Source organism: Amycolatopsis sp. cmx-11-12, from assembly GCF_046269425.1.
Classification (GTDB): domain Bacteria; phylum Actinomycetota; class Actinomycetes; order Mycobacteriales; family Pseudonocardiaceae; genus Amycolatopsis.
Genome location: NZ_JADNQM010000007.1, coordinates 297,463 through 314,120 on the forward strand (window position 1 = coordinate 297,463; position 16,658 = coordinate 314,120).

Below are 16,658 nucleotides of genomic sequence, written 5' to 3' on the forward strand. Positions count from 1 at the left end.
GCAGTCGTGGCGGGTGTACCCGCCAAGTGCGTGGCTCCGGTGACCAAGATCCGGAGCCACGCACCTGCCCAGGTCCGTGCACCGGCGCACGGGGGTCGAGTTCGGCGCGTCTACTGCGAAGCCATCCGTTCGCGGAGGCTGCGCGGCCGCATGTCGGTCCAGACCTCGTCGACGTGGTCCATGCACTCTTGACGGCTGCCCCGGGGTCCCGTGGCGTGCCAGCCCGCCGGGATCTCCTTGTCCGACGGCCAGAGGGAGTACTGTTCTTCGTCGTTGATCAGGACCTGGTAGGTGTTTTCGTCAGCCATTCGACTTTCCTTTCGTATCCAGCATTTCCGTTTCCTCGGGTAGGTCTGCGGTGGTGTCGTCGACACGCCGGGGAAACCGGCGCAGCGTCGGGTTGAAGGTGGCCAGAAGGGTGACCGCGGCGATCGCCCCCGCGCAGACGAGCACGGCGGTGCCGCCCGGCAGCGCGTCGACCAGCCAGCCGCCGAGCGCGGGGCCCGCCGCGGCGGCCAGGCCGCCGGTCACGCCCATCACGCCGCCGAGCCGTCCGCGCAGCGCGTCGGGGGTGAGCAGCAGCTGGTAGGTGCTGATGGTGGTGTTCGCGGCGGGCGGGAGGAACGCCATCGCCGCGAACAGCAGGCCCATCAGGTATCCATTGTGGACGAACACCGCCAGCGGGGTGAGCACGGTCAGTGCCCAGAACACGCTGATGATCATCACGTACGGACTGAGCTTGCGGTGCAGGTACGGCGCGGCCAGCGCGCCGAGGATGCCGCCGCCGCCGAGCATCGCGGCCATCACGCCGATCTCGCCAGCCGGGACGCCGCGCGAGTCCGCCAGCACGATGATCACCAGGTAGTACGCGCTGAAGAACAGGTTCAGGCAGATCGCGCACACCGCGGTGATCCGCACGTGCGGCTGGCGCCACACCCAGCGCAGCCCCGCGACGATCTCCCGGCCCAGATGCGGGGTCGCCGTCCGGTGTTCGATCGGTTTCGGCGGCAGCCGCACGAACAGCAGGGCGATGAAGGCGACCACATGGGCGATGACGTCGAAGACGAACGGCACCATCCGGCCCAGGGCGAACAGGAACCCGCCGAGCGCCGTGCCGGACAGCTGCCCGGCGCTTGACCGTGCCGCGTTCATCGCCACCGCCGACGGCACCTGAGCCACGGTGACCAGCCGTGGCAGGCTCGCCTCCTCGGCGGGTTCGAACAGCGCCCGGCACAGCCCCATCACCGCGGCGACGGCGATCATCATCGCCACGTTCGCCACACCCCACCACAGCGCCGCGACCAGAGCGGCGGCCGCGAGGCCCTGCACGGCCTCGCAGGCCAGCATGATCTTCTTGCGGTTCCAGCGATCCACCAGCGCCCCGGCGGGCAGCCCGGCGGCGAGCTGGGCGATCGCGACCGCGCCGAGCACCAGACCGGACTGCGCCGCCGAGCCGGTGACCGCCAGCACCAGCAGCGGGAAGGCGATCATCGACGTGCTGAAACCGGCCTCCGAGATGACCTGGCCGCCCCACAACAGGCGGTAGTCGCGGTTGCGCGACAACAGCGTCGTCATGCCGGCTCACCCCGGACGTCTCGGGCCATCCTGCGCAGGGCCGTGGCGAAGTCCGTGGCGACCGACTCCACCGTCGCCCGGTCGTGCCGATCCGGGCGGTGGAACCAGGAGAACTCGAGCCGTCCCTCCTGGACGCCGCCGACCACCTCCAGCAGATGGCCGCCCGGATCCGCCGGATCCTGCTCGTGGCCGATCGGCGCGTGCGATGCCCGGTAGAGCCCGGTTCCGGCGGCGGTGTCGTCGCCCTGCCCGAGGTAGTTGAACGAGATCTGCGGGGAGCGCCCGCCGAGCTCGGGGAATCTCCGCTGGCGGAGCGCGCCGAAGCCGAAGCCGTTGCCGGGCACCGCCCGCAGCTGCCTGCGCACGGACTTCACCAGGTCACGCCAGCGCGGCTCGTCCGCGGTGGTGACTTCGAGTGCCAGCGGGAACAGCGTGGTGAACCAGCCGACCGTGCGGGTGAGGTCGACGTCGTCGAAGATCTCCTCCCTGCCGTGGCCTTCCAGATCCACCGCGACCTGCTCCTCGCCAGTCCATCGCGCCAGCGCCCAGGCCAGTGCCGCGAGCAGGACGTCGTTGATGCGGGTGCGGTAGGCGCCCGGGGCGAGGTGCAGCAGCGCGTCGGTGTCGTCGGCGTCGAGCCGGACGGTCACGGACTCCGACGGGGTGCCGGGGACCGGCACGACCTGGTCGACGGGCAGCTCGCAAGCAGGCAGCGCCCGCGACCAGTGGTCGCGCTCGTGGTCGAGCCCGCCGCCCTCGACGAACTCCCGCAGCCGGCGCGACCAGTCCAGGAACGACGTCGTCTTCGCGCCGAGGTCGACGGGTTCGCCGTCGGCCGCCTGCCGGTAGGCCCGCTCGAGGTCTTCCAGCAGGATCCGCCAGGACACCGCGTCGATCACCAGGTGGTGCGCGGCCAGGAACAGCAGCGGCCCCGGTTCGCGGGCGAACAGCACGGCCTTGAGCAGCGGAGGCGCGGACAGGTCGAACCCGGCGTGCGCCTCGTCGGCGACCTCCTCCATCCGCGCCCGCTGTTCCCCATCGTCCACTGTGGACACGGTTTCGATCCGCAGCGCCGTCGACGACCCGACGGGATCGTTGTGCTGCCGCCATTCCCCCTCGACGCGTTCGAAACGCATCCGCAGCGCGTCGTGGTGTGCGATGACGGCGTCGAGCGCCTGCCGCAGCACCTCCGGATCCACCGCCGGATCCAGTTCGACGAGAACGGACTGGTTGAAATGATGTGGGTTGGCGGTGTACACGTCGAAGAACCATCGCTGGATCGGGGTCAGTGGTACTTCCCCCGCGACGGCCTCCCGCTCGTCCGGTTCGGCTTCGACGGGGGTGACGACCTTCGCCAGTTCCGCGACGGTCCGGTGCCGGAACAACGCCTTCGACGTCATCCGCCAGCCCGCCTGCCGGGCGCGGTGCACCACCTGGATGCTGAGAATGGAGTCACCACCCAGCTCGAAGAAACCGTCCTGGGCCCCGACCCGGTCGAGGCCGAGGACTTCCGCCCAGATGTCGGCGAGCGCCCGTTCCACCGGCCCCTGTGGTTCCGTGAACGTCGCCGTCGCCACCGGCGCCTCCGGCTCGGGCAGCGCCTTGCGGTCCAGCTTCCCGTTGCGGTTCAACGGAAGCGCGTCGAGCGGCACGAACGCCGACGGGATCATGTACTCGGGCAGCGAACGGCCGAGGAATTCCCGCAGCGCGGCCGTGTCCGGGGCGTCCGCCGCGGGCACCAGATAGGCGACCAGACGTGCCTGTCCGTCGTCCCTGCGAGCCACGACGACGGCTTCGGTGACACCGGGATGGCTTCGCAAGACGGCTTCGACCTCTCCCGGCTCGATCCGGAAACCCCGGATCTTGACCTGCTCGTCGACGCGGCCGAGGCACACCAGTTCGCCGTCGTGCCGGCGGATCACGACGTCACCGGTGCGGTACATCCGCTCCCCCGGCTCGCCGAACGGGCACGCGATGAACCCGGCCGTGGTCAGCCCCGGCAGCCCGAAGTACCCGCGCGCCAGTCCGTCGCCCGCGACATACAGCTCGCCCGCGATCCCGGCCGGGACCGGGTTCAGCCGGGCGTCGAGCACGTACAGCCGCGTGTTCCAGATCGGATGCCCGATCGGAACCGCGCCCGCGGCCAGTTCCTGTCCTGGCCCGACGCGGTACTCCATACAGCCGACGGTGGTCTCGGTCGGGCCGTACTCGTTGATCACCACCACGCCGGGGTGGTCCGCGCGCCAGGCGTCGGCCACCGAGCCGAGAAGCTGGTCCCCGCCTACCACCAACTCATCGGTCGGTGACAGATCGTCGTCCATGACGTCGAGGAGCGGCAAGTGGCCCGGTGTGGCCTTGAGGAAGGTGGGCGGCCGCTGTGCCGGGGTGCCCGCCACCCGGATCCGGCCGCCCGCGAGCAGCGTGCCGTAGAGCGTGGTCACCGTGAGGTCGAAGGAGACCGACGAGTGCAGCACGGCCGTTCCGCTCAGGCTGGGATACGTCTCGGCCGCCCAGCGGAGGAAGTTCAGCAGCCCGCCGTGGGTGGTGATCACGCCCTTGGGCTTGCCGGTCGACCCGGAGGTGTAGATCACGTACGCGGGGTGGTCGGACAAGGGCCGCACTCCAGGGTCGGTCTCCGGCCACCCCGCGGTGTCCAGTACCGCTTCCCGGTCGTGGAGCACCGCCAAGGGCCGGGAATCGCCGAGCACGGCGGAAATCCGTTCCGGTGGATACATCGGGTCGATCGGGACGTAAGCGGCACCGGATTTGAGCACGGCGAGCAACGCCACCAGCAGTTCCGCCGAGTTCGGCAGCACGATCCCGATCCGGTGTTCCGGTCCGGCCCCGGCCGCGATCAGCCGGTGGGCCAGCCGGTTGGCGTGCCGCTCCAGTTCGGCGTAGGTGAGGGTGACGCCGACGTCGGTGACCGCGGGCGCGTCCGGGGTCCGCTCGGCCTGTGCCCGCACCAGTTCCGGCAGCGTGGCCGCGCCCAGCGGCCGCGCGGTGTCGTTCAGCGTATGCAGGAGATGGTGCTGTTCGACGGCGGTCAGCAGCGGCAGTTCGCCGAGCGGACGGTCCGGGGCGGCGGTGACGCCTTCGAGGATGAGCCGCAGCCAGCCGGTCAGCCGTTCGATGGTGGCCGGGTCGAACAGGTCGGTGTTGTAGTTGACCGCCCCGCGTAGGCCGCCGTCGTGTTCCTCGAACTGCACGAGCAGGTCGAACGCCGCCGTCGCCGAGGGCAGCGCGATCTCCTCGGCGGCCAGCGCGCCGCCGTCGGGCACCGGGTCGCCGGTGTTCTGCAAGGCCACCATCGCCTGGAACAGCGGCGTACGGCTGACGTCGCGCTCCGGCTGCACGGCGTCCACGACCCGCTCGAACGGAACGTCCTGATGGGCGAAGGCGCCGAGGACGGTCTCCCGGACCGATGTCAGCAGCTCGCGGAACGTCGCCTTGGCGTCCACTGTGGACCGCAACACCAGGGTGTTGACGAAGAAACCGATCAGCCTTTCCAGTTCCGGCCGCTCGCGGCCGGACGTCACCGTGCCCACCGCGACGTCGTCCTGCCCCGACCACCGGCCCAGCAGCACCTGGCAGGCGGCGACCAGCGTCATGAACAGCGTGCCGTCCTGACCTCTGGCGAGAATCTTGAGCGCGGTGACCAGTCCGGGTGGGACGTCGAAGGCGTACCAGTCGCCGTTCGTGGTGCGCACCGCGGGCCGGGGCCGGTCGGTGGGCGGCTCCAGCGGTGGCACGCCGTCGAGCCGGTCGCGCCAGTAACCGAGCTGATCCGCCAGCAGTTCGCCTTCGACGACCTGCCGCTGCCACACGGCGAAGTCGGCGTACTGGATCGGCAAGTCCGGCAGCTCCGGCTCCGCGCCGCGGACGAACGCCGTGTAGAGCGCGTCGAGGTCACCGGCGAGCACGCCGGACGACCAGCCGTCGGTGACGATGTGGTGCAGCACCAGCGTGAGCACGTGCTCGTCCGGGGCCAGCCGGATCAGCCTCGCCCGCAGCAGCGGGCCGGTCCGCAGGTCGAACAGTTGTCGCACCTCGCGTTCCAGCGTCTGGTCCAGCGCGGCCGAGCGGTCCTCTTCGGACAGTCCGCCGAGGTCGTCCAGCGGCAGTTCCACCGCGTACGGAGCGCCGACGAGCTGGACGCCGTGCCCGCTGTCCGTGTCGAACGTCGTCCGCAGTGCCTCGTGCCGGGCGACCAAGGCGGTCAGCGCGTCGGTGAGCGCCGCGACATCGAGTTCGCCACGCAGCCGCAACGCCGTCGGCGACACATACTCCGTGCTGCCCGGTTCGTATTCGTCGAGGAACCACAGGCGCTGCTGCGCGAACGACAGCGGCAGCGGGCCGTCGCGGTCGGTCACCGGGATGGCCCGGCCTGCCGGTCCTCGATCGGCCACCGCGGCGGCGAACCGGCCAAGGACCGGGTCGGAGAACAACGCACGCGGGGACACGTCCGCGTCGAACGCTGCCCGCACTCGCGACACGATCCGCATGCTGAGGAGGGAATCGCCGCCCAGTTCGAAGAAGTTGTCCTCGACACCGACCCGCTCCACGCCGAGCACGTCGGACCAGATCTCGGCCAGCGTGCGCTCGGCAGAGGTCCGCGGTGCCACGTACGTCGTGCCGGTGCCGCTGCTCTCCGGCACGGGAAGCGCACGCCGGTCGACCTTGCCGTTGCGGGTCAGCGGCAGCCGGTCGAGCACCACGAAGGCGGACGGCACGAGGTGGCCGGGCACGGCGCGGCGCAGCCAGGCCCGCAGTTCGGTGACGTCGGGCGCCTCGGCGCCGGGCACGACGTAGGCGGCCAGCCGCCGGTCTCCCGGCTCGTCTTCGCGGACGATGACGACGGCCTCGGTGACGGCGGGGTGTCCGAGGAGGGCCGCTTCGATCTCACCCGGCTCCACGCGGAAGCCGCGGATCTTGACCTGCTCGTCGACCCGGCCCAGGTAGTCCAGTTCCCCGCCGGTCGTCCAGCGGACGCGGTCGCCCGTCCGGTACAGCCGCTCGCCGGGCCCGCCGAACGGGTTCGCGACGAAGCGGTCGGCGGTGAGGCCGGGACGGCCAAGGTAACCCCGGGCGAGTTGGACGCCGGCGAGGTACAGCTCGCCGGGCACGCCAGCCGGGACCGGTGAGAGCGTCCGGTCCAGCACGTAGGCCCGCACGTTCCCGCTCGGCCGCCCGATCAGCGGCTTGTCCCCGTGCACGCGGCGGAACACCGAGTCCACCGTGACCTCGGTGGGGCCGTAGTAGTTGTAGACGGCCGTGCCGGGGATGCCGGCCAGGTCACGCCACAACGCCTCGCCGATCGCCTCGCCGCCGACCATCAGGGTGCCGGGCCGGTGCGCACCGGCCAGCAGCCCGTCGGCCAGCAGCTGCTGGAGGTAGGACGGCGTGAGGTCGAGGAAATCGATCCGCCGCTCGTCGACGTAGCGGGCGACGGCGCGCGGATCGACACGGGTGTCGTCATCGAGGACGTGCAGCTCGTGTCCGTCCACAAGGAACAGCAGGCCGTCCCACGAGGTGTCGAAGGAGAACGCTGCGGTCAGCGCCGCGCGCATCCGGGTCTTGGCGGCGTCGGCCAGGTAGACGCGGCGGTGGTCGGCCAGCAGGTTCAGCAGAGCGCGGTGCTCGACGACCACGCCCTTGGGCAGTCCGGTCGACCCGGAGGTGTAGATGACGTACGCAGCGTGGTCCGCCTCGGCGCCGGGTAGCTCACATGGTGAGGGCCGGTCGCACCATTCGCGGACCTGGGCCGGGTCGTCGAGCACGACAGCCGGGCTCGCGTCCCGCAGCAGCCACTCGAACCGCGCGGCGGGCAGGTCCGGGTCCACCGGCAGGTACACCGCGCCCGCCTTGAAGATCGCGAGGACCGCGATGACGGCTTCGGCGGAGCGGGGCAGCACCACCGCGACCACTCGCTCCGGGCCGGCGCCCTGCGCGATCAGGGGGCCTGCCAGCCGGTCCGACCGCTCGTCCAGCGCCGCGAAGGTCAGGACGGTGTCCCCGAAGACCAAAGCGGTCTCGTGCGGGGTGCGGGCCACGTGGGCGCGGAACACGTCCAGCACCGTGCCCCCGGGAACGTCGAGCGCGGTGTCGTTCCAGTCCACCAGCAGCCGTCGGCGCTCCGCGTCGCCCAGCGGGGACAACTCGGTGACGCGGCCGTCCGGCTCCTCGGCGATCCGCCGGACCAGCCTGGCCAGACGTTCCGCCAGCCGTTCGGCCGTCGCCGCGTCGAACAGCCGCGGGTCGTAGGACAGTTCCAGCCCGAGCCGTTCGTGCAGGTACGCCGTCAGGTTCAGGGGGAAGCTCGTGGTGTCGAGCGAGTCGACGTCCCGGACCACGACACCGTCGCCGCCCGCCGCGTCGTCGATCGGGTAGTTCTCGAAGACGACGACGCTGTCGAACAGGCCGGTCCCCGCCGGCACGTCGGTCAGCGCCTGCAGCTGCGCCAGTGACAGGAAGTCGAACCGCCGCGAGTCCGCCTGCTCAGCCTGCGCCTCGCGCAGCCAGGCCGCGACGGTCTGTCCACTTCGGACTCGCATTCGCGTGGGCACGGTGTTGATGAACATGCCGATCATGGACTCGACCCCGGGCAGTTCGGCCGGACGCCCGGACACCGTCGTGCCGAACAGCACGTCCTGCTCGCCGCTGTAGTGCGCCAGCAGCAGTGCCCAGGCGCCCTGCACCACGGTGTTGACGGTCAGCGCCGCGCGCTTCGCCATGGTGTGCAACCGCCGTGACTCTTCGGGGGAGAGTTCGAGCAGTACCGTTTCGCCGGATTCGGCGCGGTGGGCCTCGACCGGCGGCCGGTCGTACGGCAACGGCGTTGGCGCCTCGACACCGGCGAGGACGTGACGCCAGTAGCGTTCGGCCTCCTGGCCGTCCTGCTCGGCCAGCCAGCCGAGGTAGTCGCGGAACGGGCGCCGGGACGGCACTTCCGGCCGCCGCCCGCCGACGAGTGCCGCGTACCGCTCGCACACTTCGCCGAAAGCCTGCGCGGTGCTCCAGCCGTCGAGCAGGACGTGGTGCGAGGTCCACACGCACTGGACCTCGTCGTCGGTCAGCCGTGCGATCGCCAGGCGCATCAGCGGCGCGGCCGTCAGGTCCATGCCCGCGGCGAGGTCGTCCGCAAGCAGGTCGGCCAAAGCGGTCTTCTGGTCCTCTTCGGACAGTCCCCGCCAGTCGAGTTGCCGGACCGGCAGCGGAACGTGGCGCCGAACCACCTGCAACGGCTCGTCGACTCCTTCCCACACCACGCAACTGCGCAGGATCGGCGTCCGGTCGACGAGCTGCTGCCAGGCTTCGCCGAACAAGACGGGCTCGGCGACACCGGAGAGCCGAAGCCGGAACTGGTCGAAGTACGCCGTCGAACCGGCGTCGACGAGGCTGTGGAAGACCATGCCCGCCTGCAGCGGGGTCAACGGGTAGACATCCTCGACGTCCCGGCCGTCGCCGGCGATCCGGTCCACTTGGGACTGGTCGAGCCTGGCCAGCGGGAAGTCCGACGGCGTGCGGCCCCCGGCGTCCGGCCGGGCGCAGTGCGCGACGATCTCCCGCAGCGCTTCGACCGTGCCTTGGGCCAGCCGCCGGACTGTGGCCTCGTCGTGCAGATCGGCGGAGTACTCCCAGGACAGCCGCAGCCGTCCGTCCTCGACGACGCCGATGACGTCCAGCAGGTACGTCCGCGGGGTCGCTTCGGCGATGTCCTGGCCGAGCGCCTCGTGCCGCTCCTGATAGAGGCTCTCGCCGGACGGCGCGACGTCCCACTGCCCGTGGTAGTTGAACGAGATCCGGGGTGCCGGGTCGTCCCGGAGCAGGTTCGCCGAGGTTCCTTCGCGACCGAGATAGCGGAGCGCGTCGTAGCCGACACCCTTGTTCGGCACCGCGCGCACCTGTTCCTTGACCGACTTCAGCTCCTCACCCCAGTCCGCGGCCGGGCGCAGGCTCAGCGCGACCGGGAACTGGGCGGTGAACCAGCCGACCGTGCGGGACAGGTCGAGCCCGTCGACGATCTCCTCACGGCCGTGGCCCTCCACCGCGATCACGACGCGGTCGCGGCCGGTCCAACCGGCCAGCACCCGGCCGAGCGCCGCCAGCAGGACGTCGTTGACCTGCGTCCGGTACACCGAGGGCACTTCGTGCAGCAGCGCGGCCGTTTCGGTCCGGCCGAGGCTCGCCGAGACCGTGCGCGCCGAGCCCGCCTCGTTGCGGCCGGTCCGGTCCACCGGCAGGTCCGGACTCGTGCCGCTGAACACGGTCTTCCAGTGTTCGAGGTCCTCGTCGAACCCACCCGCCCGGACGTGACCGGCCAGCGACCGCGCCCAAGCGGTGTAGGACGTGCCGACCGGCTCTAGCTCTTCGCCCCGGTAGGTGGCCTCGATGTCGGCGAGCAGGACACGCCACGACACGCCGTCCATGACAAGGTGGTGCACGGTGAGGAACAGCCGGGGCGCCTGGTCACCGGGGACGAACACGATCGCCCGCCACAACGGCCCGTCGGTGATGCTCAGTGAACCCTGCGCGGCCAGTGCCGCCGCTTGCATCGCATTCTCGTCCACTGTGGACAAACGAATGATCCGCGGCGTGTTGTCCTCGTGCGCCACCGGTTCCTGCACCCACTCCCCCGCCGCCATCGAGAACCGCATCCGCAGGGCGTCGTGGTGTGCCATCACCCGGCCGACGGCGTCGGACAGGCGCGTGAGGTCGACGTCCGCACGCAGTCCGATGTGGACGGACATGGTGAAATGGCCGGTGTCGAGGCCGCTTGCGAAGAACCATGACTGGATCGGCCCGAGCGGTGCGGGTCCGGACGGTTCGGCGCGCACGGCCGGCTCCGGCACCACCCGCGCCTCGACGATCGAACCCAGCTCGGCCACGGTCTGGTGGAGGAAGATGTCCTTCGAGGACAGGGAAAGCCCGGCCTTACGGGCCTTTGACACGACCTGGATGCTGAGGATCGAATCGCCGCCGAGGCCGAAGAAGTTGTCCTCCGCGCCGACCTGCTCGACGCCCAGCACCGCCGAGAACACCTGGGCCAGCTCACGCTCGACCGGCGTCCGCGGTGCCACGTACCGGCGGCCCGCCTCCACGTGCCCGTCCGGTGCGGGCAGTGCCCGGCGGTCGAGCTTCCTGTTGGCGTTCAACGGAAGTGCATCGAGACCGACGAACACCGCGGGCACCATATGCGCAGGCAGGGTGCGGCCGAGGAACTCCCGCAGGGCGGTGGTCCCCGGCACCGAGGCGCCCGGCGCCGGGACCAGGTAGGCGACCAGCCGCCGGGTTCCGTCCGCCTCGTGGGCGACCACGACGACCTCGCCGAGGTCCGGATGCGCGGCCAGCGCGACCTCGATCTCGCCGAGCTCGATCCGGAAGCCTCGGATTTTGACCTGCTGGTCGGCGCGGCCCTGGTACTCCAGTTCGCCGTCGTGCCGCCGGATCACCACATCCCCGGTCCGGTACATCCGTTCCCCCGGTGCGCCGAAGGGACACGCGACAAACCCGGCCGCGGTCAGTCCCGGCCGCCCGAAGTACCCACGGGCCAGCCCGGCACCGGCGACGTAGAGCTCGCCCGCGACCCCGGCGGGCACCGGGTTCAGCAGCCCATCGAGCACATACAGCCGCGTGTTCCAGATCGGATGACCGATCGGCACCGCGCCGCCGAACGGCTCCTGCCCCGGCTCGACCCGGTACTCCATGCAGCCGACGGTGGTCTCGGTCGGCCCGTACTCATTCACCACCACCGCGGTCGGATGGTCCGCGCGCCAGCCTTCGGCCACCGGCCCGAGAAGCTGATCGCCGCCGACCACCAGCTCACCCGTCGGCGACAGGTCGTCCTCGTCCAGCGCGCCCAAGAGCGGCAGATGACCCGGGGTGGCCTTGAGGAACGTGGGCGGCCGCGGTGAGGGGCTGCCCTCCACCCGAATGTGGCCGCCGGTGAGCAGGGGGCCGTACAACGTGGTCACCGTGAGGTCGAAGGAGACCGACGAGTGCAGCACAGCGGTGCCGCCCAGGCCCGCATACGCGCCGGCCGCCCAGCGGAGGTAGTTCAGCAGTCCGCCGTGGGTGGTGACCACGCCTTTGGGTCTGCCGGTCGACCCGGACGTGTAGATCACGTACGCGGGCAGGCCGGGCAGCGGCCGCACTCCCGGGTCGGTTTCCGGCAGCCCCGCGGTGTCCAGGACCGCCTCCCGGCTGTCGAGCACCACCAACGGCCCGGAATCGTCAAGCATGAACCGGATACGTTCCGGTGGGTACAGCGGATCGATCGGCACATAAGCAGCACCGGATTTGAGCACGGCCAGCAACGCCACCAACAGTTCGACCGAACTCGGCAGGACGACGGCAACCCGCTGTTCCGGCCCGGCCCCGGCCGCGATAAGCCAGTGAGCCAGCCGATTGGCGTGCCGCTCCAGCTCGCCGTAAGAGAGAGTGACGCCGCCATCGGTGACAGCGGGGGCGTCCGGGGTCCGCCCGGCCTGGGCCCGCACCAGTTCCGGCAGGGTCGCCTCGTCCAGCGGCCGGGTGGTGTCGTTCAGCGTGTGCAGGAGATGGTGCCGCTCACCGGTGGTCAGCAGCGACAGTTCGCCGAGCGGGCGGTCCGGGGCGGCGGTGACGCCTTCGAGGACGAGCCGCAGCCCACCCGTCAACCGCTCGATCGTGGCGGTGTCGAACAGATCAGTGTTGTAGTTGACCACTCCGTCGAGGCGCCCGGCGACCTCCTGGAACTGGATCATCAGTTCGAAGGTCGCGGTCACCACCGGCGGCGCCAGTTCCTCGACGGCCAGCCCAGGCAGCGCCGGCTTTCCCTCGGGCGTGTTGTGCAGCACCACCATGACCTGGCACAGCGGGGTGCGGCTGGTGTCGCGGACCGGCTGCAGGTCGTCGACCACGCGGTCGAAGGGGACGTCCTGGTGCCCGAAGGCGTCCAGGGTCAGCTCGCGGACGTCGCGGAGGAACGCGTCGAACGGCCGGGAAAGGTCCACTTCGGACCGCAGCACCACTGTGTTGACGAAGAAGCCGATCAGCCCTTCCAGGTCAGTGCGTTCCCGGCCGGAGGTGACCGTACCGACGGCGACGTCGTCCTGCCCGGACCAGCGGGCGAACAACAGCTGCGCGGCGGCGAGCAGGGTCATGAACAGCGTGCCGTCCTGACGCCGGGACAGCTCCTTCAGCCGCGCGGTGGTTGTTTCCGGAACGGTGAACTCCAGCAGCGCGCCGTTCTTGGTGCGGACGACTGGCCGGGGGCGGTCGGTGGGCAGTTCCAGCGGCGGGACGTTTTCGAGACGGTGACGCCAGTAACCCAGTTGCTCGTCCAGTATCGCCCCGGCCAGGCGTTCGCGTTGCCACACCGCGAAGTCGGCGTACTGCACCGGCAGGTCCGGCAGGCTGACACGCTCACCGCGGACGAAAGCGGTGTACAGCGCGCTCAGCTCGCCCGTGAGCACTCCCGCCGACCAGCCGTCGGTGACGATATGGTGCAGCACCAGCGTGAGCACATGCTCGTCCGGGGCCAGCCGCAGCAGCCGGGTGCGCAGCAGCGGACCGTCGCGCAGATCGAACGGCGCCGTCGACGCTTCGGCCAGTGCGGCGGCCAGTCCGGTAGATCTCTCCTCTTCGGACAGTCCGCTCAGGTCGGTGAGCGGGACACGGACGCCGGACGGCGGACGCACGACCTGTGTTCCGTGCCCGTCGACGGTGTCGAAGGTGGTGCGCAGGGATTCGTGCCGGGCCACGAGCGCGGTCAGCGCCCGGTCCAGCGCGCCGGTGTCGAGTTCCCCGCGAAGCCGCAACGCCGTCGGCGAGACGTACTCGGTGCTGCCCGGTTCGAACTCGTCGAGGAACCACAGTCGCTGCTGGGCGAACGAAAGCGGGGCCGTCAACGCGCCGTTCTCGCGTTCGAGGACCGGAATCGCGAGCTCGCGCCCGGCCGTACCTTCGCCGGGCAGGGCGGCGGCGAGCCGCTCGGGAGTCGGCGCGGTGAACAGCAACCGCGCCGGGACCTCCGCCCCGAGCGCGGCCCGAAGACGGGACAGGACACGGATGCCGAGAATCGAATCCCCACCGAGATCGAAAAAGTTGTCCTCGATCCCGATCCGCTCGACACCGAGCACGTCCGCCCAGACGCCGGTCACCAGCCGCTCCACGTCGTCGCGCGGGGCGACATACCGCGCGCGGGCGGCCGAGAAGTCCGGCATCGGCAGGGCGGCCTGGTCGAGTTTGCCGTGCCGGGTCAGCGGCAGCCGGTCGAGCCGGACGAAGGCCGAGGGCACCAGATAGTCGGGCAGCGACCCGGCCAGGAAACGCCGGAGCTCGCCGAGATGAGGGCGTCCGCCGCCCGGCACGAAATAGGCCACGAGCCGCTTGCCGTTGCGGTCCTCCCTCGCCACCACGGCGGCTTCGGCGACCGCTGGGTGACGCAGCAGGGCGGCCTCCACTTCGCCGGGTTCGACGCGGAACCCGCGGATCTTGACCTGCTCGTCGCACCGGCCGCGATAGTCCAGCGCTCCGTCACCGGTCCAGCGGACGAGGTCGCCGGTGGCGTACATCCGGGTGCCCGGTGCACCGAACGGGTCGGCGACGAACCGGTCCGCGGTCAGCCCCGGACGGCCGAGGTATCCGCGAGCCAGCTGTGCGCCGCCAAGGTAGAGCTGTCCCGGTACTCCGAGCGGTACGGGTGACAGCGTCTCGTCGAGAACGTAGGCGCGGAAGTTGCCAAGCGGGCGGCCGATCAGCGGCCGGTCACCGGACACCGGTGTGCACACGGCGTCGACGGTGGTCTCGGTCGGCCCGTAGTAGTTGTGGGCGGTCGTCCCTGGTAGCTCCGTCAGCTCGCGCCACAGGGTCTCCCCGATCGCCTCACCGCCGAGCATCAGGTGTTTCGGGCGGTGCGGCCCGTCCAGCAGTCCGGCGGGGAGCAGCTGCCGGAGGTAGGACGGGGTCAGGTCGAGGAAGTCGATCCGGTGCCCGGTGACGTACCGGGTGAGCGCGTCCGGATCCAGCCGGGTGTCGTCGTCCACGAGGTGCAGTTCGTGACCGTCGGCCAGCAGCAGCGGTCCCTCCCAGGACGTGTCGAACGACAAGGCCGCCGTGCACGCCACGCGCAGGCGGCCGGTGCCGAAGACCCGCCGGTGGTTGGCCAGCAGGTTGACCAGCGCGCGGTGTTCGACCACGACGCCTTTCGGCTTGCCCGTCGACCCGGAGGTGTAGATGACATACGCGGCCTGATCGGGGCGAAGGCCGGTGAGCGCCGCTGTGTGCCCTGTGCACTCGAAGTTCTCGTCCACCACCACGACCGGGTCCGCGTCACGTAGCAGCGTCTCGATGCGCTCCGCCGGGAGACCGGGGTCGACCGGCAGGTACACCGCACCCGCCTTCAGCACGGCGAACAGCGCCACCACGGCCTCGGCCGACCGTGGCAGCGTGACGGCGACGATCCGCTCCGGTCCGGCTCCCCGCCGCACCAGCTCACCGGCGAGTTCGTCGACGCGGCGGATCAGCTCCGCGTAGTCCAGCGACTCGTCCCGGAACACCAAGGCGGTCTCGTGGGGCGTCGCCGCGGCCTGGGCGTCGAGCAGGTCCACGACGGTCGTGTCCGGTACGTCGATGCCGGTGTCGTTCCACTCGACCAGCATCCGGCGCAGCTCGCCCGCGGTCGCCAGCGGAAGCTCCGCCAGCGGCCGGTCCGGCCGGGCGGCGACGGCGTCCAGCAGCACCGCCAGATGGGAAATCAGCCTGTCGATGGTGTCCGCGTCGAACAGCGCCGTGCTGTACTCGACCAGTCCGGCGAGCGCGCCGTCGCGTTCCTCGAATTCGACGGTCAGGTCGAAGTTCGACGATTTCCGTGCGACGCCGACGTCTTCGGCCGCGAGCCCGTCGAAGGACGGCTTCGCCCCGGAGGCGCTGTGCAGCAGCACCATCACGTCGAACAGCGGGTTCCGGCTGGGATCGCGGTCCGCGTGCACGGCGTCGACCAGCCGCTCGAAAGGCACGTCGTCATGGGAGAAGGCGTCGAGCACCGTCTCCCGCACTCCGCCCAGCAGCTCGCGGAAGCTCCGCGACAGGTCCACAGTGGACCGTAGCACCACGGTGTTGACGAAGAACCCGACCACCCGCTGCAGTTCCGGCCGGTCACGCCCCTGGACGACCGTGCCGACGGCCACGTCCTCCTGCCCGGCGTAGCGCGCGAACAGCACCTTGCACGCCGCGAGCACGGTGGTGAACAGCGTGGTCTCGCAGGACCGTGCCAGCTCGGCCAGCCGCGCGGCGGTCTCCCGCGGCAGGCTGAATTCGCGCACCGCGCCCTCGGTGGTCCGGGTCGCCGGCCGCGGCCGGTCGGTGGGCAGTTCCAGCGGCGCGAGCCCGCCCAACCTGTGCTGCCAGTAGGTGAGCCGTTCCGCGAGCACGTCGTCCGACAGTCGTTTCCGCTGCCACGCCGCGAAGTCGGCGTACTGCACCGGCTGCGACGGGAGCACGGCCCGCTCACCGCGGACGCCTGCGTTGTACAGCTCGGCGAGTTCGCCGGTGAGCACACCCATCGACCAGCCGTCGGTGACGATGTGGTGCACGCACATCAGCAGCACATGCTCCTCGGGGCCGGTCCGCGCGACCAGCGCCCGCACCAGTGGCCCGCGCCGGAGGTCGAACGGCCGCGAGTACTCCTCGAGCAGCACCCGGTCGAGCGCTTCGGCGCCGACGTCCACCACCGGCAGCGGCAGTCCTGCCGCCGGGTGGACGATCTGGACACCTTCGCCGTCCACCTCGTCGAACGTGGTCCGCAGCGACTCGTGCCGCTCCACGAGCGCGCGCAGGGCTTCGGCCAGGACCGGGATGTCGAGCTCCCCGGTGAACCGCAAGGCCAGCGCGCTGTTGTACTCGGCGTCGTCCGGGTGGAGCCGGTCGAGGAACCACAGTCGCCGCTGGGCGAACGACAGCGGCAGCGGGCGGTCACGATCCGCGGTGGGGAGCACGTCCGCCCGCCCGGCCGCGCCTGCCATCCTGGTGCGCAGCTTCTCCCGCAGTTCGGCGGGCAGTGCCGCGATTCGGTCGGATTTGGATGACGTCATGGGTGTGTC

Annotated in this window: 3 protein-coding genes; all 3 read right to left on the minus strand. The window is 71.0% G+C overall.

The window, feature by feature from the left end:
- Positions 1-110 precede the first annotated feature (110 nt).
- Genes ACLARN_RS12880 through ACLARN_RS12890 form a run of 3 tightly spaced genes read right to left on the minus strand, consistent with a single transcriptional unit; the run spans position 111 to position 16,649 of the window.
- Complete coding sequence (locus ACLARN_RS12880) at positions 111-308, minus strand: MbtH family protein (protein WP_409491579.1); 198 nt, start codon at positions 306-308, stop codon at positions 111-113.
- Positions 301-1,575: an MFS transporter gene (locus ACLARN_RS12885; RefSeq protein WP_409491580.1), complete on the minus strand. Its 1,275-nt coding sequence runs from the start codon at positions 1,573-1,575 to the stop codon at positions 301-303. Before ACLARN_RS12885 ends, ACLARN_RS12880 begins: the two co-directional genes overlap by 8 nt.
- The gene (locus ACLARN_RS12890; protein WP_409491581.1) at positions 1,572-16,649 is read right to left on the minus strand and encodes a non-ribosomal peptide synthase/polyketide synthase; all 15,078 of its coding nucleotides are present in this window, start codon (positions 16,647-16,649) and stop codon (positions 1,572-1,574) included. The genes ACLARN_RS12885 and ACLARN_RS12890 overlap by 4 nt, the downstream gene beginning before the upstream one ends.
- Positions 16,650-16,658 lie beyond the last annotated feature (9 nt).